Here is a 26827-nt window from a genome sequence, read left to right as displayed (position 1 = left end):
GAAGTGAAACCTCTTAGCGCTGATGGTAGTGTGGGGTTACCCATGTGAGAGTAAGTCATCGCCAGCTTTTAAATCTAAAACACCCCGGTCTCTAACGAGAGCGGGGTGTTTTTTTATGTGCGGTGTTGATTAGCGAAATGAAAAGAAACCTGTAGAAGAATTGAAGTGCATAAGCAACTGAAAATAAATAGATTTTTGTAGATACAAAAAGAAAACCCCATCATCCTGATGGGGTTTTCTTCGTATTGGTGTGTTAGATTTGACTCCTGTCGAATCTCACGTCCTGTGTGTTTTCTTATTCTCAATGAGACTTCCTGTCTCTTTATGTTTGCTATGATAAGCGCAATGTCTAGGTCCGTATATTCGCTAATCACTGCGATTGTTGTAGGTTAAAGCTTACAAGATGATCCAATTAAAAATTAAGGCCCAATTCGCTCAGTTACCAATATGAAATGGTGAGATGGATACTTTTGTTTAAAATAAATCGATAAGTCATAACAATATTGAGGGAATCTAAAATGAAGGCTTTTCGACAGTGCTTAATCTATTTACCCCTATTGCTCAGCTGTAGCTTGTTGAGTGCATGTAATGCTCAAAATAATCAAAGCACTACGGCTAACTCTTTGATTAACCAGACCTATCAGATCCAAAAAGTCGCGACATTTGATGAACCTTGGGCGATGACTGAGTTGGTTGATGGTCGTTTACTGATTACCGAAAGAAAAGGAAAGTTAAAACTGTTTGATCCTTCCACATTGAAAAGTATAGAAATTTTAGGGCTTCCCGAAGTGGCTTATGGTGGACAAGGTGGCTTAGGTGATATTGTTTTACATCCTGATTTTGCAAACAATCATCAAATTTATTTAAGTTATGCCGAAACAGGAAAAGGGGGATATGGTGCGGTTGTGATTCGTGGTGAATTAAATCTACAAGAGAAAAATCCTCGAATAATCAATATTAAAAGAATCTGGGAGCAAGTTCCTAAAGTTTCAGGACAAGGGCATTATGCACATCGAATGATTTTTGCAAAGGATGGTAAGCTTTGGATTAGTTCTGGTGAACGCCAGAAATTTGATCCCGCCCAAGATATGAATTCCAATTTAGGCAAAGTTTTAAGACTGAATGATGATGGTACTATTGTTGCAGATAATCCATTTACTCAACAAGGTGAGATCGCAAAACAAGTATGGTCGTTGGGTCATCGTAATCCATTAGGTATGGCTTTTGATGCGAAGGATCAATTGTGGGTGGTTGAAATGGGGCCTAAAGGAGGAGATGAGTTAAATCTGATTAAGAAGGGCGAAAATTATGGTTATCCGATTGTTTCCAATGGTGATCATTATTCAGGAAAACCCATTCCCGATCATGCGACGCGTCCTGAATTTAAGGCGCCAGAAATCAGTTGGACACCAGTAATATCACCCTCCAGTTTGGTCTTTTATCAAGATGAATTATTCCCGAAATGGAATCATAAAGCCTTGATTGGTGGGTTATCTTCAGAAGCGATTATTGTGGTTGATACTGAATCGAAGCCTGTTCGTGAGGTACAGCGTTTAAACATGCAGCAACGCATTCGAGATATTCATCCCGCTTATAATGGTTCGATTTGGGTTTTGGAAGATGGGAAAAGTGCGGGGCTATTAAGATTGTTACCCAAATGAAAAAGTTAATTAAATCAATGGATTAATTCAGATGACGCGCGCTTATACGGTGGAGTATATGCTGAGTGAAGCATATCTACTTATATCATCAAACTGACGCAGTATTGTCATTGAAATGACCTCAAAATGTCATGCTATTAGTTTCTAATAAAGCTCATTTAAATCAATAAAAAAGACCTTTATGAAAAAAATTGCTTACTCTGTTTTAGCGTTAGGCGTATTGGCTTTAACCGCATGTAATGATGATGACAAGGATTTCTCATTTGAACCATCTGTCACTGTACCGACCTTGGTTTCATTTGCCAAACTTGATGTCGAAACTTATGCAGCGGGTCCAAACTCAGGTGCCTTTGTAAAGGGCGCCAATGGCATATTTCCACCTTTTAAAGGTCAGCCAGTTCAAGGCTTCTCTGGTGCTGTAAAGAACGGTGATGGCACTTATATGGTTATGGCAGACAATGGCTTTGGTACACAAGACAATTCATCTGACTTTTTACTCCGTGTTTATCAAGTAAAACCTGATTTTCGGACGAAATCAGCAGGATCTGCAAAAGTTCAAGTGATGAGCTTTATTCAGCTTCGTGATCCCAATAAATTAATACCATTTTCAATCATCAATCAAAACAGCACAGATCGTTTACTCACTGGGGCAGATTTTGATCCTGAATCGATACAACGTACTGCGGATGGTACCTATTGGATTGGTGATGAATTTGGACCATATTTACTGCATTTTGATAAAGATGGAATACTGCTTGATGCGCCGATTGCATTACCTCATCCATTGAAAGCTGGTGTGGAATTGCGTTCTCCGCAAAATCAATTCAATAAAGCCAACATAAATTATGTAGAGCCTTTGGTTCAGCAAAGCGGTGGCTTTGAAGGAATGGCATTGTCTAAGGATGGTCAATATTTATATCCTTTGTTAGAAAAACCGTTAAAAGGCGAGACCACACAACAGTTACTTATCTCACAATTTGACGTGAAGAAGAAAGCGTATACTGGCCGATATTATTATTTTACCTTGAATGCCAAGGCGACCAATATTGGTGACTTCCAAATGTTTGATGATAAGTCTGGCATTATTATTGAGCGTGATGCGAGCCAAAACAAGTTAGATGGTTATAAGAAGCTGATTCAAATTGAACTAGGAGATTCAGGGAAAGCGGTAAAACGTTCTGACTTAGTTGATCTTATGAATATCGCCAACCCGAATAATTTATATGGTACAGCGCGAGATGGAGATATTGGTACAGCTACAACTTTTGCTTTTCCATTTGAAACCATTGAAGATGTGATTATTGAAAATAAAAATACTTTAACTGTTTTAAATGACAATAACTTCCCTGGTTCATCAGGACGAAATGCAAAGCGTGCGGATGATAATGAAATTATTCAGATTAAATTGCCTAAGGCATTGTATTAATACGCGATAAAATGCTTATCCTCCATGACCTGAAACTAAATTAATTTTAGTGATGGAAAACTTCCTCCTTTTTAAAAGTAGGGCTGGGGAGAATTAAAACTTAAACTGATCAATATTAAGTGAAATATCTGACTTTTTATTGAGGGTAAAGCATCAGTACATGCTTGAAACTAGCTGAGCAGATATTATTATTTTAAAGTGCGAAGTAATCTTTAAGCTAAATAGCAGAAAGCCAGTCAATTGACTGGCTTTCTTTATACATCATTCAAGCATGAGGATTAAGCTAAACAGTCTTGTTTCGAAACTTGATCAGGGCAGCCCAATGGGTTTAAAGCACATTTTAAATCTTCAATTTGTTCATGGGTGACATAGCCTTTAGATTTTAGGTAATCTGCTACTCGGTCATCACGTAGACTTAAGAAAGCTGCATCATAAACACCTAAATCTACAAATAAAGCAGCCGCTTCTAAGCTATTAAAACGGTCTAGAAACACATCATTGCCATACATTAGGAAAACATGGTCGTAATCTGCATGTGCATCGATTTTTAAACGAGCTGCCAATGTTGTCGGTGAGGTTTTGATAAAAAGCAAATCTGATAATTCATCAAATTGGGTCATATCTAAGGTATTTTCACCGGTTTTTACTTTACCTAACCATGCTTTAAAGACCAGTACCGCACCGCCACGCAGTAACATGCTCCACACTTGATGACGAACTTCATCATTTAAACATTCGCATTCATCTTCGAGACGTTGAACCAGTTTTTCTTCTTGTTGCGCTAATTTATCAAATAGACCTAAGCCTTGAGGATGGTAAGCAACAGGGGTAAATACATCAAATTTTAATTCCTCAAATACTTGAAGTGCCAAAGGCACAGCTGCTTGATAAATCGTGTTGAGTGCTTGGATTTGTGTGTCGTGGAGTTTGCTGTGTTTAAAAAGATCTTGCCAATCAATTTCAGGCAAGATTGCATTTGCACCATATTGACGATGAAATTGTTGAGCTTGGTGTAGCCCATGTGGAACAGTTTCTGAAATATTCATGGTTAAAAATCCTATTTAAAATTGAATTCAAGCGCTGTTTTTGTTTTCCTAAACATGAGCGTGATTTTGTCTTGAAGTAATTTTTGATTTATCTGAGATGCAATAGGAATACGACTAAAGTTGTAGATAGGGTAAAAAGTGTTTTTTTATTTTTTAAAATCATATAAATAGAAAATTGTAACTAACTATACAAGTGTATATTTACTATTTTGATGTTATTTGCCATAGAAAAGAGGGCTTTGAAGTTTTTAGTCAATAAATGGGTTCACGTTTTGCTATTTTTTGAATGCTTTTGCACAAAGCTTAAAAAAAATTGCTATTCCACTTAAAAAATTGCGTTACAAAACCTCTAGAATGCAACGATCTAGAGGTTGTAAATGTTTCAAAACATTAAAGAAGAACGTGATCAATAAACTGAAAAGGGTTGAACGTAGTGGAAGATTATTTAGAAATCTTCAAGCCAGATAACCATGCTCGAAGAGAAGCAGGTTTCAATGGTTTCTTCAACAACACCACGTTGAGGTCTTTAACACGCTCTGGTAATTCAGGATCAGAATCTGCAGTAATCAGTGCTGAAGGAACATTTTCCTGACGGTTTTCGACAATAAAATCTAAGCCAATTTTGCCATGATTTAAATGCTGATCAACCAGCCAGACTTGAATATTTTCTTTTTGAATAATTTCCAAAGCTTGTTCAGGTTCAGTGGCTTTAAAGACTTGATAACCCCATTTGGTCAGTAGCGTTGCCATACCCTCTAAAATCGTATCATCATTGTCCAAACATAAGATTTTATAAGCTTTGGCTTTTAATGGTACCGCTTGTACAGGTGATGAAACCACTTTAGGTGCTGCTACCATTGGTACATCAATCATAAAGCATGAGCCTTTACCTAGTTCAGAGTAAACATGCACAGGATAATCAAGCAAACTGGTCATACGTTGGACGATTGCCAGACCAAGCCCTAGGCCTTGCTCACCCCATGGCGAGGTATGTCCACAACGCTCAAACTCTTGAAACAGCTTAATGCGTTGCTCTTCTGCAATCCCTGGGCCGGTATCCCAGACACCGATACGGATATGATTTGGGCGATTAGACGCGCGTAATACACCAACAATCACACGTCCACGAGCAGTATAACGTAAGGCATTACTAACAAAGTTTTGGATGATACGACGGATCCATTGTGGGTCGGTATCAATCCAGAATTGAGCATCATGGACACGCAATTGGATATTACGTTGTGCGGCGATTGATTTAAATTGCAGTTCTAAATCACTTAATAAATCATGCAGTGGATAAGCTTGACGTTTCGGTTGGATTGAACCACCTTCCAGCCGTGCAATATCCAAAAGGGCAGACAACATACTCTCAGCACCATGTAAGGCACGATCAAGCTGTTGTAAGGTTTTACGATCTTCATACGATTGTACGCTTTGTTCTAAAGCAGTACTGAATAAGCGTGCTGCGTGCATCGGTTGAAGCAAATCGTGACTGGCTGCTGCAATAAAGCGGCTTTTTGACATATTGGCTTTGTCGGCTTGCTCACGTGCCAGTTGTTGTTCAGATAAGGCATTTGCAAGCTGTTGAGTACGGTCCGACACACGTGCTTCAAGTACCGCTTCATTTTCACGGAATGCGGTAATATCTGCAAAGGTCGTAACAAAACCACCACCTTCAATGGGATTACCACGCATTTGAATCACACGGCCATCTTTACGAATCCGTTCAAATTCATGTGCGCTTCCGACTTTCATCCAATGAATTCGCTTACGTACATGTTCTTCTACCGAGCCTGGACCACATTCGCCACGCTCTGCGTTATAACGAATCAAATCGGCAATTGGGCAACCGACATAGACTAAATCTTTTGGATAATCAAACAGCTTTAAATATTGGTTGTTCCAAGCGACCAAACACATGTTTTCATCAACCACACTCACGCCTTGGGTCATGTGGTCAATCATGGTCATGATAAGATTTTGGTTAAAGCGTTGCCATTGTGACGCTTGGTCGAGAATATTTGCCACTTGGCCCAAAGCCAAGCCGTTATTGACCATGGCTGTGGTGAGTAATGTTCGTGCTGAGGCTGCACCGATTGTGCCTGCGAGGTATTGTTCAGTGAACCGCCACCACATCCCATTGGCACTGCTATTCTCATTGAGCACCACATTATTCATGGTGCAAAATTGCTGAAAGGCATGGGTTGCTGGGCCTTCACCAGTAATCCGTTTGGCTAGTGCAATCAGATCACCGACTTTAAGTTTCGCGACATCATGGTGTAAGTAATTAATATCGGTAGAGGTGTTTTGCGCAGGTAAGGGCTTGGTTTCATAATAGAAAAAGCTCTCTGCCTGAATTTGCTCAGCAATACTTGGGCGATAAATACGAGAGACCCAAATATATAAAGTAATATTTAAGCCAAGTGCCCAGATTACACCATGGGTAAGCGGGGCAAAAGATTCAAAGCCAAATAAGGCTTCTGGTCTTAACCATTCAATATTTAAAGGTCCAAACATCAAAAATTGATGTGCAAACTGGCTATACTCAACAGGTAAGCTACGTAAAATCGTTGGTAATAATAAGGTATATGACCAAAGGATAAAGCCTACGACCAACCCTGCATAAACCCCTTGGCGACTTCCACCACGCCAGTATAAACCACCAATTAAAGCTGGCGAAAATTGTGCAACTGCACTAAATGCCAATAACCCAAAGGTGGATAATTGGTCAATATCATTAAAGAAGTGGAAGAATAAAAATCCAAGTAACATTACCGCTAAAATACACACACGACGGGTAAATTTAAGTACCTGTGGTAAGCGCTTGTCATGACGAGAAAGAATGCCAAACTTCCATAGAGAAGGCATAATCAAGTCATTACTGAGCATGATGGACAGTGCCACAGACGAGACTAACAGCATACCTGTTGATGCTGAAAAACCGCCTAAAAATGCCAGTAAAGATAACCAGTCTTGGTTATAACTAATCGGTAATGAGAGTACCGCAACATCAGGAATGGTCAGATATTTAGGTGCTGCATGAAGAGCCCAACTGGCGATTGGAATAATGGCAATAATGGTCAGAATCAAATATGCCGCAAACCACCGTCTTGCACCACGAATATGTTTTTCATCGCGTAATTCAACCACTGCCACATGGAACTGACGTGGTAAACAGATAATCGCCAATGAGGCTAATAAAGTTTGAACCCAAAAGGTGTCTGGCACACCAAACAGTTGTACTTCATGAAAAGTTTTTTGCACATCCTGTGAGATCTGTACAATATTTTGTGGATGATCAAAAATAAAGAAAAAGGCCACGCAGAGCAGGGCAAATAGTTTTACAAATGATTCAAAAGCAACGGCAAGCATTAAACCGCCATGTTGTTCGGTATTGGCAATTTGTCTTGTGCCAAACATCATGGCCAAGATCGCCAATACAGCGGTAAGACCAAGCACACCATTGGTGGTGGTGGAGACCACTTGGGTATTGTGATCGAGCATGACGGAAGCGCTAAGCGCAATGGCGCGTAATTGTAGTGCTAAGTAAGGAATGATGGCGATAACAGCCAAGATGGTCACTAAGGACGCTAATGTTCCGCTTTTACCATAACGTGCTGCCACAAAGTCGGCAATTGAAGAAATCGCATGATGTTGTCGAACGCGACCTAAACGACGCCAAATGTCATAGCCCAACCAGACAAATAATAAAGGTCCTAAATAAATCGGAAGGAAAATAATTCCCTCACGTACTGCAGCACCTGTTGCTCCATAAAATGTCCAAGATGAGCAATATACCCCCAATGTTAGACTAAAGAGAAGCATCCTGCCGCGCGTACTTAATCGACTCGCATGCTTCTCACCAAAGAAAGCACAAACGAATAGAATGAGGATGTAAAGGGCCAGAACCCCTATAATTAACCAACTGTTCATAAGGACTACAGTATAAAAAGCTGCGTCTATAATAACGCATACATGAACTGTCTCGTTTATTTTGCTCAAAATTTAACGACCAAAGTCTAAGTTACGAGAACCCCACAATATTGTTAATTTTGACCATGTAAAAAAATATTAAAAAAAGCAACCAGCGTTCTGGTCGCTTATCAAGGAGCATGGTTATGGATGAGAGACAGGTAGAGGCGATTCTACAAAATCCAAAATTCAAGGAAATGGTTGCTAAAAAAAGTAAATTAAGCTGGACATTAACAGCAATTATGTTGTTCGTTTATGTTGGATTTATGCTTTTAGTTGGCTATAACAAAGAATTTTTAATGAGTTCATTTAGTGGTGGCATCACCACTTGGGGGATTCCTTTAGGTTTAGGAATTATTGTTTTATCTTTCGTATTGTGTGGTGTGTACTCATATATTGCCAACAATAAATTGGATCAATTGAATGCAGATGCAATGAAAGAAGTCGAAGCAATCGCCCACGAAAAAGGACTGCACTAAGATGAAATGGAACTCTTTAAAGACTAAAGCAGCTCTTGCATCTACTGCACTGCTTTCTACTGTTGCACAAGCAGGCCCAGATTTAGGTGAAGCTCAGCAGCAAGCGACTAACTGGCATGCAATCATTATGTTTGCAATTTTTGTTGGTTTAACCTTATTTATTACCAAATGGGCTGCAAAACAAACCACCAATACCGCGGATTTCTACACCGCTGGTGGTGGTATCTCTGGTTTCCAAAATGGTTTAGCGATTGCAGGTGACTATATGTCTGCTGCATCGTTCTTGGGTATTTCTGCATTGGTGTTTAGCTCAGGCTTTGATGGCTTGCTTTATTCACTGGGTTTCATGGTCGGCTGGCCAATCGTATTGTTCTTGGTTGCTGAGCGTTTACGTAACTTAGGTAAATATAACCTGTCTGACGTAGTTTCTTTCCGTTTAGAAGAAAAACCAGTACGTACACTTGCAGCAATCAGTTCACTTGTTGTTGTGGCTTTCTATTTGATTGCTCAAATGGTGGGTGCAGGTCAGTTGATCAAACTGTTATTTGGTTTGAACTATAACATCGCAGTTGTGATTGTTGGCCTTCTGATGATGGCTTACGTGATCTTTGGTGGGATGTTGGCGACAACTTGGGTACAGATCATTAAAGCAGTGATGTTACTTTCAGGTGCAACATTCATGGCGTTCATGGTGATGCATTCTGTCGGTTATAGCTTCTCTGAAATGTTCAAGCAATCTATTGATGTATTTGCAAAAGTACATGATGTTAGTCTTGATGATGCAACCAAAATTATGGGGCCAGGCAGTTTGGCGAAAAACCCACTCGATGCTTTGTCACTTGGTTTAGCACTCATGTTTGGTACAGCAGGTTTACCACATATTCTTATGCGTTTCTTTACAGTTAAAGATGCTAAAGAAGCACGTAAATCTGTGGTTGTTGCAACAGGTTTCATTGGTTACTTCTATTTATTAACCTTCATTATCGGTTTCGGTGCGATCCTTTTCGTATCAAACAACCCACAATTTATTGATGTTGCAAAAATGGCTGTGACTGGCAAACTAGAATTAGTTGGCGGTAATAACATGGCAGCGGTACACCTTGCAGATGCAGTAGGTGGCGATCTGTTCATGGGCTTTATTTCAGCAGTTGCATTCGCAACGATTCTTGCGGTAGTTGCGGGTTTGACACTGTCAGGTGCTTCAGCAATTTCACATGACTTGTACGCAAACGTATTGAAAAAAGGTCAAACAACCCCTGAATCTGAATTACGTATGTCGAAGATTGCAACACTTGGTCTTGCGATCTTTGCGATGATCTTAGGTATTTTGTTCGAGAAACAAAACGTTGCCTTCATGGTGGGTTTAGCATTCTCGGTAGCGGCGTGTGCAAACTTCCCAGTATTGGTTCTTTCAATGTTCTGGAAAGGCTTAACTACACGTGGTGCTGTTGTTGGTGGTGTTGTCGGTCTAGTGACAGCGGTGACTTTAATTATCTTGTCTAAAGCAGTTTGGGTAGACACATTAAAAATCTCTGATACTCCAATCAACTCATTCAATGGTCCTGCAATCTTTGCCATGCCATTAGCATTCATCTGCTGTTGGTTGTTCTCTGTGACAGATAAATCTGCACGTGCAGAAGCAGAGCGCAAAGCATTTGATGCACAGTTTGTACGTTCACAAACAGGTATTGGTATCTCTGGTGCTTCAGATCACTAAGTGATTTGAGATCAGCCTAAAAAACACCTTTTCGAAGGTGTTTTTTTTATGGGTGATGCAAAACTAGAACTCAATCATCCCAGTTTCAGCCTTTAAGCGATATACAGCTTGTTTGATGCTGATTGATCAGTTGAATGATCACGAAAAATTGAAAGGATTTAAGAAACCCAATGAATATGTTAATTTGAATGTTTAAAAGAACAATCAGAATCAGAAAATATGCGTTCAATGATCGAATTTTGGAAAGGTTTTAAACAATTACCATCAGCATGGTTATTGTTGGTCCAACTGCTTATTTTAGTTTTATCTGTCTATACCAATGCCAGCAGAAGTTATCAAATTTTAACTTGGTTACTCGGTGTATCCGCGTTACTGATTATTGCCAAAGTGATTCGACAAACACCGACATTTACACTGTTGGGATTAACCTTTGTCACAGGGGCATTTGTACTGTCCTTTCTAATGTTGATCGGTTTTCATTCTGTTACTTTGCAAATCTTTGCACATTCATTTGAAGCAGCCGCTTATTTTTGTGCAGCATATGGTCTAATCCGTTATATGTTTGCAGATCGTTATTTAACCAAAGATGAGCTGTTTGCTGCAGGTGCAGTATTTACCCTGATCGCATGGGGATTTGCCTTCTTATACAGTATTTGTCAATTGCTGGTTCCGCAGAGTTTTCAAAACCCAAATCATGTTGCGGACTACCAATCTTGGCTGGATTTATTGTTCATTAGTTTTAGTCTGCAATCGGCAACGGGATTGTCCGATTTGATTCCTGTTGCACCTGCTGCGCGGGTGATTTCAATGTTGCAAATGTTCTGTGGTGTGATGTATTTTGCCCTGATCGTCTCACGGATGATTGCCTTGCAATATATTGAAAATAAACCAAAATCATGAGCTAATGATCTTGTTACATTTAGTAAATTGTTGAAAATGTTAATTTAAATTATAATGTGGCCTGAATCCAATCGCTGTTCTACAGGATTCGTCTTTTTTCACACCTGTGAATGCCTTTTTTTGACTTTAAAAAGTCTGTCCATTGAGTATAAAAACCTGGGGGAAATATGCCTTCCAAAAAAATCACTTGGTTTGACAATGTCAATCCAAATGTTTTCTTGAGCACTGTTGGAATTATTGCGCTTTTTTTAGCCGTTGTTGTCTTTGCACCAAATGCCTTTGAACTGATTACTCAAAGGATGAACCGCTGGATCACCGATTCATTTAGTTGGTTCTATGTTTTATCTGTCGCAATATTTTTAATTGTGCTGATTTTTATTGCCTTTTCTGACATGGGTAAAATCAAGCTTGGACCTGATCATAGCCAGCCTGAGTATAGTAATGGGTCATGGTTTGCCATGCTATTTACTGCGGGTATGGGGATCGGGTTAATGTTCTTCAGTGTTGCAGAACCTGTCATGCATTATGTCAATCCACCTGCTGGTGATCCACAAACCATTGAATCTGCCCAAGAAGCAATGAGAATTACCTTTTTCCATTGGGGCTTACATGCTTGGGCTATCTATGCAGTTGTTGGCTTAACGCTGGCTTATTTTGCTTTTCGCTATAACTTGCCACTCAAAGTTCGTTCGGGTTTGTTTCCGATTATTGGTCAACGAATTCATGGTCCAATCGGAGATGCGGTCGATACTTTTGCCACCATTGGTACGGTATTTGGTGTGGCTACCACGTTAGGATTTGGGGTAACTCAAATTAATTCTGGCTTAAATTATTTATTTGGCTGGGAAAGTAATATTAGCACCCAAATCTTTTTGATTATTGTGGTGAGTACGCTGGCTTCATTGTCGGTTTTCCTTGGATTAGATAAGGGAATCAAACGACTTTCTGAACTGAATCTAATTTTAGCCTTGGTATTACTGGGCTTTGTATTCCTCGCCAGTTCCAGTATTTATATCCTACAAGCAACCATTCAAAACGCTGGGCAGTATATTTCGAATTTGTTTAGCATGACCTTTAATTTATATGCTTATCAATCGAATGGCTGGATTGGGGGTTGGACCATTATGTATTGGGCGTGGTGGATTTCTTGGTCACCATTTGTTGGTATGTTTATTGCGCGTGTTTCAAAAGGTCGAACCATTCGAGAGTTTATTGTCGGTGTACTGCTTATTCCGACAGGCTTTACCTTGATCTGGATGGGTTTTATTGGCAATGCTGCCTTGTTTAGTATTATGGAACAAGGGCAGACGGGGCTGATTTCTGCGGTACAAAAAGATTCATCAGTTGCATTGTTTGAGTTTTTAACCCATCTGCCTTTTTCAGGTGTGTTTAGTCTTATTGCGACACTGCTGGTGGTCTTGTTCTTTGTTACCTCTGCGGATTCTGGTGCATTGGTGACCGATTATCTCACTGCGAAAACAGAAAATTCGCCGATATGGCAACGCTTGTTCTGGACTGTTTTAATGGCGGTCTTGTCGATCATTCTTTTAATGGTTGGTGGGCTAGGCGCGCTACAATCGGCCACCATGATGAGTGCACTACCATTCACTTTTATTATGCTGCTGTTGTGTTGGGGCTTAGTCAAAGCATTGCGCTTAGATGTCACCAAAATGCAGGCTTTACAAGTGGCAAGAATCACGCCGAGAGCTGTGCAAAACCCACGCAGCTGGCAGCAACGTTTAGGCTTAATCATGCACTATCCGCATACGTTGGCCGAAGTACAACATTATATTCAGGTTGATGTGATTAAGGCTTTTGAAAGTATTCGTTTTGAGTTTAAACGCCGTGATTTAAATGTGGTGATTAAAGAAACTGAAGACGGTGTTCAACTGAGTGTGGATCATCATGATGAGTTCAATTTTATCTATAAAGTCATTGCACGCAAAATGGTTGCGCCAAGCTTTATGATGAATGAAGAACATCAAGAAACCGATGATTTTTATCAAGCAGAAATATTTTTAAGAGAAGGTGGTCAAAATTATGATGTGATGGAGTGGACGCAAGAAGACTTGATTCAAGACATCATTGACCAATATGAACGTCATCTACATTTTTTAAATGTACTGAGAAACTAAGTTGTTTATTTAAAAACAAAGGCAATAAAAAAGGACTCGTATGAGTCCTTTTTTTGATTCAATTTCTAAGCCAACTTAGAAACGGAATTTAGCGTTTAAGCCAACAGTTTGCGTATCACCAACATACGAAATTGCTTGACCTTTATTCGCTTCGTAGTTTGCATTTACGTAGCTCGCACCAACTGCAATCGCAGGAGTGATGAAGTAGTTTACGTTTGCACCCCAAGCTGAATCAGGCGTACCTTCGTAGCTAGACGCTGCGTAAGAAGCACCAACGCTTAATTGTGGGTTCAAATAGAAATCAGTTTTGAACTGGTATGCAGTCGCATCACCATAGATAATGCCTGATTCAAACGCTAAAGACATATTTGTACCGTCAATACCGCCAACGTATTTAGCACGTGCAGTGATTGCGTCTTGGTCTTCACCAATTGTTGCAGCTTCAGCAGTCGCTTTAGCAACGCCGTTACCCATAACATTGAATGCATCTAAAGCAACTTGGTCAGCAACGTTAGTATAACCAACAGCAACCAAGAAGTTTTGAGTAGGAAGAGCACCCACTTCTAATGCAAAACGATCGCCTTGATCATTTGACAAGCCATTTTTACCGTCAAGGATTGTGTGGCTATAAGAAGCACTTGCGTATGCAGGTACATATGGAGTAGGAACATAAAGTTCAGCTTTAGCGCCGTAGTTATGTGCAATTACATCAGCGTCTAATTCGCCATAGTTATATGCTAAAGAAACATTCGAAGCTTGGTTTAAGAACGCTGCTTCAGCCAATGGACCTTTTGAAGAGTCAACATTTTTGAAGTAGTAAGTACCTTGCAAACCACCAGTGAAATCTTTGTCATTTTCAGTTGTATCGATATACTCTGATTGACCTTGAATTTCAAATTGGTATGCTTGAGCGCCGGTCATGGCTAATAATAAAGCAGTGGCTAAACCGAGTTTTTTCATAATCTTTTCCAATAGGAGAAATTGGTGAAACAGACGGCATTGTATTGTAACAAGATATTAAGTCAATGACGTTTAAGGCCACTGTTTACAAAGTAGATACATGAAATTTACATTGTTTAAAAAACGTACATTTGAACAGCTTTACGTCAACCTGGAAAAAACTTAATTAGAACAACAGACTAAATTCAGACAAAAGTTTTATTTCATATAAAACAGATATCAAATTGTTAAATTAATACATTCATTTTATTGTTTATTTGTGTTTTTTGATCGATATTACCGATCGTTGTTTTGCGATCAATGTCAAGAAAATGTCATTAAATTCTGCTTATTTTTAGAATTAATTTGTGATTGTATAATCATTTCATGTGAATATTGTTGTTTTATTCTCAATTATTTATAAAAACGATAATTAATTTATATCCGATCAATTTAATAGGTTTTACAAAGTAAAAGATATTTTGGATAATGAGTCAATAAAGTTCATTCATTTTAAATGAATTTTTTTGAGATTTTGAGTTTATATGCCCAGCTTTCCCCAAGGTTGGGCTTTTTTTTATTTAAAAATTCAAAGTAAATCGCATTAAATAGATCATAAAAATATTGCACCAATATATAGCATAAATAAGCAAAAGATGAATTATGTTGGCATGATTCTTGCCAAAAAAAATCCCAATTTTCAAAGAAAACTGGGATTTTTCGCCAAAATCTGGAGCAAATCAATAAATTCTGCTGAGGAATATTAATAAATTGCCCTAATGAGGTGCATTATGCACCAATATATTGCACATGTAAATATTTTCTTACATTCAATTTAAAAAATAATTCATGGGCTCATCTACACTATTTCAGATAGAGTCGATGCCTAAGTAAAGTTTATGAGTAATAACATATTTAAAATAAAAAGCAGTGTATTGATCATCCTGAGTAGTTTGGCTTTTTCAGGTTGTGTTTCGAAGCTTAATTTGTATGATCCAGCTTCATCACAAAGAACAAGTGAAATTCCGTTGTTGTTTAATTATGCGCAAACTCAAGCCGTCTTTGTGACTTATGACGGAACTCAATTTAAACGCTATGGGAATGATTTAAATAGAGCCAAGACTGCGTATATTCCAGCCTCTACTTTTAAAATGTTGAATGCCTTAATTGGTTTGCAACATGCGAAAACGACAAATACAGAAGTATTTAAGTGGAATGGTGAAAAAAGATCTTTTCCTGCTTGGGAAAAAGATATGACCTTGGCAGGAGCAATGCAGGCTTCCGCCGTACCTGTATATCAGGAGTTGGCACGACGTATTGGTTTGGATTTGATGAGTCAAGAAGTCAAACGTGTTGGTTTTGGTAATACACAAATTGGTCAACAGGTGGATAATTTCTGGTTGGTTGGTCCATTGAAAATCACCCCAGAGCAAGAAGCTAAATTTGCTTATCAATTGGCAAAGAAAACATTGCCTTTTGATGATGCTGTACAACAGCAAGTCAAAGATATGCTTTATGTCGAAAGACGTGGTGATTCCAAGCTCTATGCCAAAAGTGGCTGGGGAATGGATGTTGAGCCACAAGTGGGTTGGTATACAGGATGGATAGAACAGCCGAATGGTCAGATCACCGCTTTTGCTTTAAATATGCACATGCAGACAGGGGATGATCCTGCTGAACGTAAGCAACTGACATTAAGTATCTTAGATAAATTAGGCTTATTCTTTTATTTGAGATAAATGCAGTAGGTAAAAAAATGCCCAGTTTATTGGGGGAAACTGGGCAATAAAAAAGATCTATTTTCAAATCATGAGAATTTCTATCTGAGTCTGATTTTATGCAAATTCTATTTATATGTAAAATGTGAATTTTGAATATTACTCATCTATAAAAACGATAATATAAAGCAGTTGAACGCTGTAGATTAAACTTGATTATGTGGAGTAGTTTATGTGTATATATTCTATAATATAAACAAAATTTCTTTAGCTTTATTACGATATAACTTCCCACAGGACCATGGTGATGGTGCATGAACTCAGATCAGAACAAATAAGCACGCGTTTGCTTATCCTCATGTCAGTCATCATTTTGTCTGTTTTGTTAATTGCTGTTCCACAAATCATCAGTAATTATCGAGAGTATAGCCGAGCAAATCGAGCTTTAGTCAATATTCAAGCCTTGCAAGTTTTTGCTGAAACATCCAATAAAATTTCACGGGAAAGAGCGCCAACAAATAAAGCAATGTCGAGCTCGACAGCAAATTTTCCAGACAGAATAAAAGAATTGCAGGACTATCGTAAGGACGTAGATCAACAGATTAATTTAACCGTAGAGACCTTAAACAAGGCGGGGTTTACCAGTTTGGCGGATCAAGTAGATGTTCAATTAAGACATGATTTGAACATCGCCCGTAAACAAGTCGATGCTTATTTAGCCTTGCCGTTAAAAGAACGTAATTCAGTGCAAATGGATCAAGTGATTCAGGGAATGTTTCGGGCATGGGACAGTTGTAGAGCCATGTTGCAGCAATTAATTAACCATTCAAAAAAGAATAATAGCGATGTGACTGATTATGCTTCAATTGTGCTGATATTGGCTGATTTACGTGATCAATCTGGACGAGTCGCGTCCAATATCATGGCACCCCTAAGCTTTTCCGAACCATTGCCTGAATATAACAAAGCACGCTCATTACAAACGCAAGAACAGGTTAAATATTTATGGCGTTTGATGGATACCATGCAAATAGAATCCTTAAAAACCCCTGAGTATCTTTATTTATATGGTCAAGTAAAAACTCAATTTATTGACCAAGGTTTACCCATTGTAAATCGTTTGGTGCAAGAGAGTAGAAATCAGCAGCCTTATTTTTTAACGGCAAACCAACTGACAGATGCAATCGTGGATAAGTTTACCACGGTGGTAAATTTACAAAAATATCTACTTGAAACCCACGCCTTAAGTGCGCGTCATCGAATGGAATCGGAGCAACGTCAATTTTTTATCACTTTATTTATTTCTCTTTTGTCATTGTCGGTAGCAGTTTTTACGATGTTATATACACGTAAAAAGTTATTTGAACCCTTGATATATGCAAGAAATATGATCTTAGAGTTATCACAAGTTCAAGAGCGTGATTATATAGGTGCAGCTTCGATACAAACCAAAGAGGTGCATACCCTAACCGATGCATTGGATAAATTAAAAGAAATGCTCAAGCAACGCGATGCTTTTGAATTTCAATTACAAAATAGTGCCAACACCGACAGCTTAACCGGTGTTTCAAATCGACTCGCTTTAGAGGTTTATTTAAAAAATATCGCAACACAACCTGATCGCTTTCAAGAGTTGACCTTGATCATGGTGGATATTGATAATTTTAAATATGTGAATGATCGCTTTGGACATATTTTAGGTGATTCGGTTATTGTTGAAATTGCTCGATGTTTAAAAGCAAATATTGCGCAATCCGATTTAATTGTACGTTTTGGTGGTGATGAGTTTTTGATTTTAATTGATCGCATCCAATGGGATTGGGCATTACAAATTTCTGAAAGTATTTTGGCTGATGTATCACGGTTAAATTTTAATAGTTCGATGTCTAACGAACAGCTGAATGTTTCTGTCAGTATTGGCGTGGCAACAGGGGCTGAAAGTTGGGAAGCTTTGTTTAATCGGGCAGATGCATCGCTATTTAAAGCCAAAGCACAAGGTCGAAATAAAGTTGTGGGATGATCGATTGGGTATCTTGATGATGATTAACCCGTTTGAAAATGTTGATTTATCGTCAGCATTTAATGATAAAAATACTGAATTATTTTGAAGTGACTTTAAGCAACTCAGCATAAAATTGATTTAAAAATCGTTGCTGTTCGGCATTGTCTTTAAAGTAGCGTTGATAAAGTACACTACAGCTTTCCACATCAACAATATTACTTGGATTAAATGACCAATCCTCTGTATTTTTAATACTAATCCCTAGATCATCACCACAACGTTGCCACTGTTTGGAGAAGCCAGAGTTTTGATTGGGAGCAAGTTGCTTAAATTCTGCGTTAAGGCTAAAGCCGCGCATTTCTGAGTTGCTGAATTTGTTGATCGCACTGATTGGCACACCGGCCCATATAATGGTTTGTCCACTCGGCAACGAGATGCCTTTCAGTTTACTTTCATTCATTAACTGACTTTGTCTGCCTGTTTTAAAGCCCTGTTTTTCATAGGTCAAAGTTGAGCCAGCAGGAAGCTGTATTTTTTTAATCAGTAAGGGTTGGGTGGTTATAAAATAAGGATTGTCGGGTCGGCCATTACCACCCGCAATGTTTATGCTACAACTGCTGAGTAAACAGATACTTGGGACTAAAAGGCATGAGTAAAGAAGCTTCATAAGGAAAATATCCTGTGCTATGCATTGATCTTGCCTTGTTTAAATTAGAAATGCAAAATTTGCTTTAAATAATCCCAAAATTAAGCAGATGATTATTGAAATATAGGATGAAAAAAGGCTGAGAATCTGAGTTTTATAAAAATTATATGAACTATTTAATTTCGAGATTAGATGATTAATCTCCCCCCTAAACCCTGTGAGATAAAGAGAGAAACTCCCCCCTTATTTAAAGGAGGGAGGGGAAGATGCAGGGAATTACTTTAACAACGGCTTTAAGAACTTCGCTGTATGTGAAACTTTAGATTTCACCACCTGTTCTGGGGTACCTTCTGCAATAATCTGACCACCACCTGCGCCACCTTCAGGGCCTAAATCAATCACCCAGTCCGCCGTCTTAATCACATCGAGATTATGCTCAATCACAACAATGGTATTGCCCTTATTGCGTAGTTCATGAAGAATATCGAGCAGTTTGGCAATATCGTGGAAATGCAAACCAGTGGTTGGTTCATCCAGTACATACAAGGTTTTACCTGTATCACGCTTTGCTAGCTCACGTGCTAGTTTGACCCGTTGCGCTTCACCACCAGATAGCGTTGTTGCTGACTGACCTAAGCGGATATAGCCTAACCCGACTTGGTTTAAGGTTTCCAAACGACGGTGAATCACAGGGATTGCATCAAAGAAATGCATCGCATCTTCGACAGTCATTTCCAATACATCAGAAATATTTTTGCCTTTATAACCAACTTCCAAGGTTTCACGGTTATAACGCTGACCATGACAGTTATCACAAGGCACGTACATATCGGGTAAGAAGTGCATGGCAACTTTGATCATACCATCCCCCTCACATACCTCACAGCGCCCGCCTTTGACGTTAAACGAGAAACGACCTGCAGCATAACCACGGGCTTTAGCTTCAGGGGTTTGCGCAAACAATTCACGAATCGGGGTAAACAAACCGGTATATGTCGCTGGGTTGGAACGTGGAGTACGTCCAATAGGACTTTGGTCAATGTCTACCACTTTATCAAGGAACTGTAAGCCATCAATCGAATCAAACTTTTCAGCAGTTAAGGTGGTTGCACCATTTAATTGCGTTGCTGCAAGTGGTAACAGGGTACGGTTAATTAAGGTTGATTTACCTGAACCCGAAACACCTGTCACACAAGTCATCACACCTAAAGGAATCGTCAAATCAACATTTTGTAAGTTATGCCCTGATGCGCCTATCAGTTTAATTTGTTCTTCAGGCTTAGGTGGTTTAACCCGCTCTTTGGGCACCGCAATTTTTAACTTACCAGATAGGTATTTTCCTGTTAGTGAGTTCTCGTTGGCTGCGAGTTCATCATAGGTTCCTTCGGCAATGATATGACCGCCATGTACACCAGCCCCCGGACCGATATCAATAATATGGTCAGCTGCACGAATTGCATCTTCATCATGCTCAACCACTAAAACTGTATTACCCAGATCACGCAAACGAACCAGTGTTTCAAGTAAACGATCATTATCACGTTGGTGTAAACCAATGGATGGCTCATCTAAAACGTACATCACCCCCATTAGACCAGCACCAATTTGTGAGGCTAGGCGGATACGTTGTGCTTCACCACCTGAAAGCGTTTCAGCAGAGCGAGACAGGCTTAAATAATTTAAACCGACTGATACAAGGAAGTGCAAACGCTCGCGAATTTCTTTAAAAATCTTATCGGCAATTTCACCTTTGGCACCTTCAAGATTTAAATCTTGATAGTAGCTTTCAGCATCACCAATCGACATTTTGGTAATTTGGGCAATGGTTTTGTCTTTAACGCGGACATGACGTGAAATTTCATTTAAACGTGAGCCGCCACAAGCATCACAAGCGGCATTGGATAAATACTGCGCCAGATCATCACGGACATAATTAGATTCAGTTTCACGATAACGACGCTCTAAATGAGGCAAAATACCTTCAAAAGGTTGTACCCGATTGTGTTTACGACCACGCTCATCGATATAACTAAGATCAACTTTTTCTTTGCCTGTACCGTAGAGAAATTTCTTTTTCGTATCAGCGTCGAGTTCATTCCAAGGGGTGTCTAACGAAAACCCAAAATGATCCGCAACTTTCTGAATCATGCTGTAATAGTATGGACGTTGTCTGTCCCAGCCACGGATTGCGCCTTGGCTAATAGAAACATCTGGACTTGGAATGAGTTTTTCAGCACTGAAATGACTACGGGTACCTAAACCGTCGCAGACAGGACAGGCACCAAATGGATTATTGAACGAGAACAAACGTGGTTCGAGTTCAGCAACAGCACGGTCGCATTCAGGGCATGAATGTTTTGCTGAAAATACACGGTCAGGATGTTCACCACCCATCCACGATAAAATCGCCAGATCACTGCCTAAACGTAAGGCTGTTTCAAAGCTTTCGGCAATTCGGTTACCTAAGTCATCACGGACTTTAAAGCGGTCAACCACAACTTCAATGGTGTGCTTTTTCTTTTTATCGAGTTCTGGTGGTGTATCGATATCAATCACTTCACCATCCACGCGCGCGCGGACAAAACCTTGGCTTTGTAATTGCTCAAACAGGTTGCTGTATTCGCCTTTACGCTCACGAACAACTGGTGCAAGGAGCATCAACGCTGTACCTTCTTCCAGTCCTTTCACTGCATCGACCATTTCAGAAACAGTTTGTGCAACCATCGGCAAGTCATGCTCTGGGCAGTAAGGTGTACCAACGCGTGCATAGAGTAAACGTAAATAGTCGTAGATTTCAGTAATGGTTCCCACGGTTGAACGTGGGTTATGGCTAGTAGATTTCTGTTCAATCGCAATCGCAGGGCTTAAACCTTCAATTGAATCAACTTCAGGCTTTTCCATTTGTGAAAGGAACTGACGTGCATAAGCAGATAAAGATTCGACATAACGGCGCTGACCCTCAGCATATAAGGTATCGAAAGCCAGAGATGATTTCCCTGAGCCTGAGAGTCCTGTGATGACCACAAACTTGTCACGTGGAATATCGAGTGACACATTTTTTAAATTATGGGTACGTGCGCCTCGAATACGGATATGACTTTGACTCATAAAAGCTTTCTCGAAATTATGCGAATTAAAGGGGTATATGATAGCGATTTAATTTTGTTCAAGCTGTAAAAAATAGTTTTTAAACGACAAATTGTGTCATGTAACTGACCATTTAAAACTGTGATGGAGTTTGAGTTTTTGAATAAAATAATAAGATTCATATATTTATGATAGTTTTAAACAATTCTTAGGGTCGTATTCAGCTAATTTAAAATCAAAGATATAATTTATTTAAAATAAATCATTGAAGAAAAATGAGATATGCAGTCAGCTTTTGATGCTGTGCTGATTTCTGAGTACTTATTTCGATATTGCATAGGGTAGAACGAATAAACCAGATCAGCTTTAAGATTGGTCCTGTGATGCAATCAATAACCACTTATCTAAAAAAGAGGATTGTTAGACAAAGGTTCTGTGATTAACCATTGTTTTTATTATAAAATGTGTGATATTTATCGCACTTGTGGAGGGCTTGAAAATGAATATACGAAAAATTATATCAGTTATTTGTTTTGCATTTTCTTGCAATGTCTTGGCTGGCGAGACTTCACAAGTTTTATTTGATCAAGTGTTAAATTTAAAACCCAATCAATTGTACGAATTAGAATTAGAAGATGTACAAGCGGGGGATCAGATTTGGACCGCGGTTTATTTGGTTGGGCGACAAAATTATCCGGGACTTACTGCAAAAGTTGATTTTGTCATGGACAATCAAGGTTTGTTAAATAAAGCCAATCCAAGTGAGCATGCTGTATACCAAGCATTGATCGCAGAAAATTTGACGCAAACTAATCAATATTCTCTCAGGCAATTCAAAGGCTTAAAGACATTCATTGAAGATACGTCAGAACAGCTGATTACAGATCCAATATTGGAAAAAACAGATAGCATTCGTATTTATAGTCAAGTGAATGATTGGATCCCTGAATACAACACTTATGAACCCACCAAAGTGAAATTTGGCATTCAAAACCCTTTGGATTTTGACATTGTTGCGGCTTATGTTTTGGTGGGCAAAGGCGAAAAGCCTGCTGAACTCAGTGAATTAAATTTTAAAAATATTCAACCCACTTATGCCTCACCTTTACCGCCAGTACAAGCCGATTTTACCCAAGCTGAAGTGAATAAATCTGAGACTCACTTGAGTAGAAATGAGCTAAAGTTTATCTTTTTTATCCTGATGGCTATTGTTATGGGCTTGGTTGCTTTTATTAACCGTGGCAAATTAAAACGCGCTTTTTAAACGCGTAACTTCTACGTCACTAAATTTCTAATATTTTAGATTTCAAATTTACACGCTTGGCGTAAACTCTTGCACTGATCATGTGTTCGAGTAATTTTAGATGTTGTCCTTATTTTTGAAATGTATTCTGGGTGCAGCAGTGGTTTTGTTGATTTCAATTCTTTCAAAAAGTAAGGCATTTTATATTGCAGGTTTAGTCCCACTTTTTCCAACATTTGCATTGATCGCACATGTGATTGTAGCGCAGGAAAAAGGTGCTGAAGCCTTAAAGCAAACAGCATTATTCGGGCTGTGGTCATTGATTCCGTATTTCATTTATTTGCTCACGGTCTATTTACTGGCAACTAAGCTTTCGATGTGGTCTTGTTTAGGGATTGCAACGTTATGCTGGATTGTGGCTGCTGCGGTTTTGATTTATGCATGGCAATTGTTTCAGAATGGATCGGTTTTATGATTTATTGAATCAATAAAAAGAGTTGCAATGAATACTTTTGAGTTGATTGTAAAGTTAATGAGCCTTTGATCAAGGCTCATTTTTAATAATGAGCTGTTTAAACAATAAACTGTTTTGGGCTTTCTAGGTTCTTAATGGCATTGTAGATTTGATCTGCATGATTACACACAATCAGTTTTGCCCGATGTTGAGGCGGTAAAAAACCTTCAATAACAGCATGGTCTAATTGCGCAATCAAATGGTCATAGAAACCATTGACGTTATATAACATCATCGGTTTTTGATGTTGATTCAATTGTCCCCATGTCGCGACTTCTAGAATTTCCTCAAAGGTACCAAAGCCACCGGGCAGTGCGACAAAAGCACTCGCTCGTTCAGCCATCATTGCTTTGCGTTCATGCATGTTTTGTACAATATGTAATTCTGTTAATTGGTTATGGGCAATTTCATAATCCAGCATAAATTCGGGAATAACACCAACAACATCACCACCATGTTCCGTGACCGTATCTGCAACTTGGCCCATTAAGCCAATACTTGCACCACCATAGACGATTCCAAAACCTTGTTCTGCGATGCCTTGAGCAAGTTGGATGGCTTTTTCTCGATAGGTAGGGTTATTTCCAGGTCGGGAGCCACAATAGAGAGCGATTAAACATTGTGTGGCTTTATGTTGTTGTTGATCTAATTCGAAAGGTTTATTCATCATTACAGGCAATACACTATTCATAAATTATTTTTTCACCTTAACTTATCATGTTCTTATACATTTCTACTACTTTAAGTAAGAAATGTGACAAAAACATGTTGTGTTATCGGCGCTTTTGCAATGATTTGTATCGCTTTGATTTTGTATTTAATTTTAGGTAAATCAGTAAAAATCCTGATAAATGAGATGAAATTCCTGTCTGGATTGCCTATAATTAAGGCTTATTTATCAACAAATGAATCATCATGGGTAGTGGTTGTAGTCGCTCCGAAAATGCACAATCTTTAGACAAAATAATAGTTCAAAATACACTAAAGTTTTCTTCTCAATTCCGAAATTTACAGTTCTCACATGCTGAAAATAGCTATTGCACATTTTCAATGGAGCAAGATCAATGATACTTGAGTGGATGTCTGATCCTTCTGCATGGGTTGGTCTTGCAACTTTAGTTGTTTTAGAAATCGTTTTGGGTATTGATAACCTTGTATTTATTGCAATTTTGGCAGAAAAACTTCCGCCTGAACAACGTGATAAAGCAAGGATTATTGGGCTTTTACTTGCCCTCTGTATGCGTATGGTGTTACTGGCATCTATTGCATGGGTGGTGACATTAACCGAACCATTATTCCATCTCTTTGAGCATGCTTTTTCTGGGCGTGATCTGATCCTGCTGTTTGGTGGTGTGTTCTTATTGTTTAAAGGCACAATGGAACTACATGAGCGCCTTGAAGGTGGTCAGGATCTTAAAGAAGAAAATCCTGTACATGCTGTATTTTGGATGGTCATTGTTCAAATTGTTGTTTTAGATGCAGTATTCTCCCTCGATAGTGTGATCACCGCTGTGGGAATGGTGAAAGAACTTTCAGTGATGATGATCGCTGTGGTGATTGCTGTAGCTATTATGCTGTGGGCATCAAAAGCCTTGATGGACTTTGTCAATAAGCACCCGACAGTAGTGATTCTATGTCTTGGCTTTTTGATGATGATTGGTTTTTCATTGATCGTCGAAGGTTTTGGTTATCACATTCCAAAAGGTTACTTATATGCAGCGATTGGTTTCTCGGTACTGATCGAGTTTATGAACCAAACCATGCGTAAAAATCAAGAGAAAATGGTGACAACGACCGACTTACGTTTCCGTACAGCTTCAGCAGTCTTGAAAATGTTAGGTGGAAAAAGTGCCGATAGTCAAAATGGTAAAGCGGATGATGTGATCGCAACACAAGCTCTGGCAGATGAAATTTTTGATGATGAAAATGGTGCTTACCATAGTGTTATGGTTCAAGGGGTCTTGGGACTATCAGAACGTCCAGTAAAATCGGTCATGACACCGCGCCCTGAATTAGAATGGTTAGATTTGGATGAAGACGAAGCCAGCATTAAGGAAAATTTGATGGCAATGTCACATTCACGTTTAATTTTGGCCCATGGTGAATTGGATAATATTGCGGGTATTGTTTTAACCCATAAAGTTTTAAATGATTATATCGAAACGGGTGTTTTAAATTTTGAAAAACACTTACGCGAGCCTGTGATTGTGCATGAAAATGCACAAGTATTGATGGTGATGGAGCAACTTCGTCAGGCACCCTTACAAATGGCGATTGTATTAAATGAATATGGGTCAATTGAAGGGATTGCAACGCCGATTGATGTGCTTGAAGCAATCGCAGGCGAGTTCCCTGATGAAGATGAACTAGAAGCTGCTGCGGAAAGTCTTGAAGATGGTTCGTTGATCCTTGAAGGTTCAACCGATATTCGTCATGTTTCTTTGCTGTTAGGTCGTGATTTAGTCGATGAGTCAGAACAATACTCAACCCTTTCGGGTTATATCTTGTTCCATCTCGGGCGTTTGCCTGAAAATGGTCAAAAGCTTCAAGTCGATGGTTATGAGTTTGAAGTGGTAACGATGGATGGGCATAAGATTGAGAAGGTGCATATTATGGCATTAACAAAATCTAAAGATGCTGAGTCCTAATGGATTTGTTGTAATGAAGCCAGTCGAAAGACTGGCTTCTTTTTATTTTGTTTTTGAAAATAATGATTTAAACCATATCGTTAAAATGATGTCTGAATGGCATCATTCATATAGAAAGAATAGGTTTCGATTTCTTGCTGGGTTGGATTATCATTGAACCTATTCAGATTTTGAGTATTTTCATGTCCAATCTATCCTGTCCATGTGGTTCAGCGCTTTATATTGAATGTTGTCAGCCGCTACATTTGGGGAAGAACAAAGCCAAGACAGCAGCACAGTTGATGCGTTCGCGTTATAGCGCTTATGCCAAACATGAGATTGATTATATTGTTCAGACCACTGCGCTTGGACAGCAGCAAGCTTTGGATGTTAAAGCGATTTCAGACTGGAGCAAAGCCAATCAATGGCTCAGTCTTGAAGTGGTGCAAGCCCAAGAAAAGCTCGATAAAAATCATGCTCAAGTTGAATTTAAAGCACATTTTCACGATGGTCAGCAGGCTCAAATACACCATGAAGTTTCACACTTTGTCCAGCATCATGGTGTATGGTATTTCTTAGATCCAACCACAGATCAGCCTATCACCATGAAACAGCCATGTATTTGTGGATCCGCCAAAAAATTTAAGCAATGTTGCGCACAATTTTTATAACTTTTAGTTCATTTTTGACTTAAAATAGCGCGCATCTTTTCCCA

18 protein-coding genes are annotated in these 26827 nt (G+C 39.0%); 12 read left to right on the top strand and 6 right to left on the bottom strand.

The genetic code is table 11. The annotated features are described in order from the left end of the window. Positions 1 to 518 precede the first annotated feature (518 nt). The gene (locus tag ASC84_RS19215) at positions 519 to 1661 is read left to right on the top strand and encodes a PQQ-dependent sugar dehydrogenase (protein WP_056517637.1); all 1143 of its coding nucleotides are present in this window, start codon (positions 519 to 521) and stop codon (positions 1659 to 1661) included. Between the two features lie 181 nt (positions 1662 to 1842). Then, a complete protein-coding gene (locus ASC84_RS19210; RefSeq protein ID WP_056517634.1) occupies positions 1843 to 3087 on the top strand; it encodes an esterase-like activity of phytase family protein in 1245 nt (414 codons plus the stop codon). 278 nt (positions 3088 to 3365) lie between these two features. On the opposite strand, the gene ASC84_RS19205 is transcribed toward ASC84_RS19210, so the two are convergent. Together ASC84_RS19205 and ASC84_RS19200 are read right to left on the bottom strand one after the other, a co-directional pair. Then, positions 3366 to 4133, bottom strand: a complete 768-nt coding sequence (locus ASC84_RS19205; protein ID WP_004725221.1) for a hypothetical protein — start codon at positions 4131 to 4133, stop codon at positions 3366 to 3368. 441 nt (positions 4134 to 4574) lie between these two features. Then, on the bottom strand, positions 4575 to 8066 hold the full coding sequence (locus tag ASC84_RS19200) for a PAS domain-containing hybrid sensor histidine kinase/response regulator (RefSeq protein ID WP_056517631.1): 3492 nt from the start codon (positions 8064 to 8066) through the stop codon (positions 4575 to 4577). Positions 8067 to 8251: 185 nt separating this feature from the next. On the opposite strand from ASC84_RS19200, the gene ASC84_RS19195 reads away from it, so the two are divergent. The 4 genes from ASC84_RS19195 (at position 8252) to ASC84_RS19180 (ending at position 13336) form a co-directional block, all read left to right on the top strand. After that, the gene (locus ASC84_RS19195; RefSeq protein ID WP_004725226.1) at positions 8252 to 8584 is read left to right on the top strand and encodes a DUF485 domain-containing protein; all 333 of its coding nucleotides are present in this window, start codon (positions 8252 to 8254) and stop codon (positions 8582 to 8584) included. 1 nt (position 8585) lies between these two features. Further along, the gene (locus tag ASC84_RS19190; RefSeq protein WP_004725228.1) at positions 8586 to 10301 is read left to right on the top strand and encodes a cation acetate symporter; all 1716 of its coding nucleotides are present in this window, start codon (positions 8586 to 8588) and stop codon (positions 10299 to 10301) included. Positions 10302 to 10520: 219 nt separating this feature from the next. After that, entirely contained in the window at positions 10521 to 11201 is a 681-nt protein-coding gene (locus tag ASC84_RS19185) for an ion channel (protein WP_034612723.1), read from the top strand. A 167-nt stretch (positions 11202 to 11368) separates the two neighbouring features. Further along, complete coding sequence (locus ASC84_RS19180; protein WP_056517627.1) at positions 11369 to 13336, top strand: BCCT family transporter; 1968 nt, start codon at positions 11369 to 11371, stop codon at positions 13334 to 13336. Between the two features lie 75 nt (positions 13337 to 13411). Here the strand turns inward: ASC84_RS19180 and omp33-36 are convergent, their stop codons facing one another. Beyond that, the gene (gene omp33-36, locus ASC84_RS19175) at positions 13412 to 14296 is read right to left on the bottom strand and encodes a porin Omp33-36 (protein WP_004725233.1); all 885 of its coding nucleotides are present in this window, start codon (positions 14294 to 14296) and stop codon (positions 13412 to 13414) included. An 878-nt stretch (positions 14297 to 15174) separates the two neighbouring features. On the opposite strand from omp33-36, the gene ASC84_RS19165 reads away from it, so the two are divergent. Together ASC84_RS19165 and ASC84_RS19160 are read left to right on the top strand one after the other, a co-directional pair. Further along, entirely contained in the window at positions 15175 to 16014 is an 840-nt protein-coding gene (locus ASC84_RS19165; protein ID WP_056517622.1) for an OXA-274 family carbapenem-hydrolyzing class D beta-lactamase OXA-669, read from the top strand. Positions 16015 to 16300: 286 nt separating this feature from the next. Beyond that, positions 16301 to 18013, top strand: coding sequence for a GGDEF domain-containing protein (locus ASC84_RS19160; RefSeq protein ID WP_004725238.1), 1713 nt, complete (start codon positions 16301 to 16303; stop codon positions 18011 to 18013). A 79-nt stretch (positions 18014 to 18092) separates the two neighbouring features. On the opposite strand, the gene ASC84_RS19155 is transcribed toward ASC84_RS19160, so the two are convergent. Together ASC84_RS19155 and uvrA are read right to left on the bottom strand one after the other, a co-directional pair. Beyond that, positions 18093 to 18662, bottom strand: a complete 570-nt coding sequence (locus tag ASC84_RS19155; protein WP_056517619.1) for a hypothetical protein — start codon at positions 18660 to 18662, stop codon at positions 18093 to 18095. Between the two features lie 255 nt (positions 18663 to 18917). Beyond that, positions 18918 to 21749: an excinuclease ABC subunit UvrA gene (gene uvrA, locus ASC84_RS19150; protein ID WP_056517617.1), complete on the bottom strand. Its 2832-nt coding sequence runs from the start codon at positions 21747 to 21749 to the stop codon at positions 18918 to 18920. 478 nt (positions 21750 to 22227) lie between these two features. Between uvrA and ASC84_RS19145 the strand changes: the two genes are divergently transcribed. Beyond that, positions 22228 to 22992, top strand: a complete 765-nt coding sequence (locus ASC84_RS19145) for a hypothetical protein (protein ID WP_056517614.1) — start codon at positions 22228 to 22230, stop codon at positions 22990 to 22992. 100 nt (positions 22993 to 23092) lie between these two features. Further along, positions 23093 to 23446, top strand: a complete 354-nt coding sequence (locus ASC84_RS19140; RefSeq protein WP_004725245.1) for a GlpM family protein — start codon at positions 23093 to 23095, stop codon at positions 23444 to 23446. Positions 23447 to 23543: 97 nt separating this feature from the next. Here the strand turns inward: ASC84_RS19140 and ASC84_RS19135 are convergent, their stop codons facing one another. Then, a complete protein-coding gene (locus ASC84_RS19135) occupies positions 23544 to 24176 on the bottom strand; it encodes a TIGR00730 family Rossman fold protein (RefSeq protein WP_004816519.1) in 633 nt (210 codons plus the stop codon). A gap of 373 nt (positions 24177 to 24549) precedes the next feature. Here ASC84_RS19135 and ASC84_RS19130 point away from each other — a divergent pair, with 373 nt between their 5' ends. Further along, positions 24550 to 26133, top strand: a complete 1584-nt coding sequence (locus ASC84_RS19130; protein WP_004816521.1) for a TerC family protein — start codon at positions 24550 to 24552, stop codon at positions 26131 to 26133. Between the two features lie 182 nt (positions 26134 to 26315). Next, positions 26316 to 26783, top strand: coding sequence for a YchJ family protein (locus ASC84_RS19125; protein WP_056517647.1), 468 nt, complete (start codon positions 26316 to 26318; stop codon positions 26781 to 26783). Positions 26784 to 26827: the final 44 nt, after the last annotated feature.

This window comes from Acinetobacter sp. Root1280, from assembly GCF_001425285.1.
Classification (GTDB): Bacteria; Pseudomonadota; Gammaproteobacteria; order Pseudomonadales; family Moraxellaceae; genus Acinetobacter; species Acinetobacter guillouiae.
This window is presented reverse-complemented; position numbering and strand designations above follow the sequence as displayed.

Excerpts from the sequence above, each read along its gene's own strand:
- ASC84_RS19130 (WP_004816521.1), top strand. The coding sequence starts at position 24,550 with ATGATACTTGAGTGGATGTCTGATCCTTCTGCATGGGTTGGTCTTGCA.
- ASC84_RS19190 (WP_004725228.1), top strand. The coding sequence starts at position 8,586 with ATGAAATGGAACTCTTTAAAGACTAAAGCAGCTCTTGCATCTACTGCA.
- ASC84_RS19135 (WP_004816519.1), bottom strand. The coding sequence starts at position 24,176 with ATGAATAGTGTATTGCCTGTAATGATGAATAAACCTTTCGAATTAGAT.
- ASC84_RS19145 (WP_056517614.1), top strand. The coding sequence starts at position 22,228 with ATGAATATACGAAAAATTATATCAGTTATTTGTTTTGCATTTTCTTGC.
- ASC84_RS19125 (WP_056517647.1), top strand. The coding sequence starts at position 26,316 with ATGTCCAATCTATCCTGTCCATGTGGTTCAGCGCTTTATATTGAATGT.
- ASC84_RS19155 (WP_056517619.1), bottom strand. The coding sequence starts at position 18,662 with ATGAAGCTTCTTTACTCATGCCTTTTAGTCCCAAGTATCTGTTTACTC.
- ASC84_RS19205 (WP_004725221.1), bottom strand. The coding sequence starts at position 4,133 with ATGAATATTTCAGAAACTGTTCCACATGGGCTACACCAAGCTCAACAA.
- ASC84_RS19165 (WP_056517622.1), top strand. The coding sequence starts at position 15,175 with ATGAGTAATAACATATTTAAAATAAAAAGCAGTGTATTGATCATCCTG.
- ASC84_RS19180 (WP_056517627.1), top strand. The coding sequence starts at position 11,369 with ATGCCTTCCAAAAAAATCACTTGGTTTGACAATGTCAATCCAAATGTT.
- omp33-36 (WP_004725233.1), bottom strand. The coding sequence starts at position 14,296 with ATGAAAAAACTCGGTTTAGCCACTGCTTTATTATTAGCCATGACCGGC.
- ASC84_RS19215 (WP_056517637.1), top strand. The coding sequence starts at position 519 with ATGAAGGCTTTTCGACAGTGCTTAATCTATTTACCCCTATTGCTCAGC.
- ASC84_RS19210 (WP_056517634.1), top strand. The coding sequence starts at position 1,843 with ATGAAAAAAATTGCTTACTCTGTTTTAGCGTTAGGCGTATTGGCTTTA.
- ASC84_RS19195 (WP_004725226.1), top strand. The coding sequence starts at position 8,252 with ATGGATGAGAGACAGGTAGAGGCGATTCTACAAAATCCAAAATTCAAG.
- ASC84_RS19185 (WP_034612723.1), top strand. The coding sequence starts at position 10,521 with ATGCGTTCAATGATCGAATTTTGGAAAGGTTTTAAACAATTACCATCA.
- ASC84_RS19140 (WP_004725245.1), top strand. The coding sequence starts at position 23,093 with ATGTTGTCCTTATTTTTGAAATGTATTCTGGGTGCAGCAGTGGTTTTG.
- ASC84_RS19200 (WP_056517631.1), bottom strand. The coding sequence starts at position 8,066 with ATGAACAGTTGGTTAATTATAGGGGTTCTGGCCCTTTACATCCTCATT.
- ASC84_RS19160 (WP_004725238.1), top strand. The coding sequence starts at position 16,301 with ATGGTGCATGAACTCAGATCAGAACAAATAAGCACGCGTTTGCTTATC.
- uvrA (WP_056517617.1), bottom strand. The coding sequence starts at position 21,749 with ATGAGTCAAAGTCATATCCGTATTCGAGGCGCACGTACCCATAATTTA.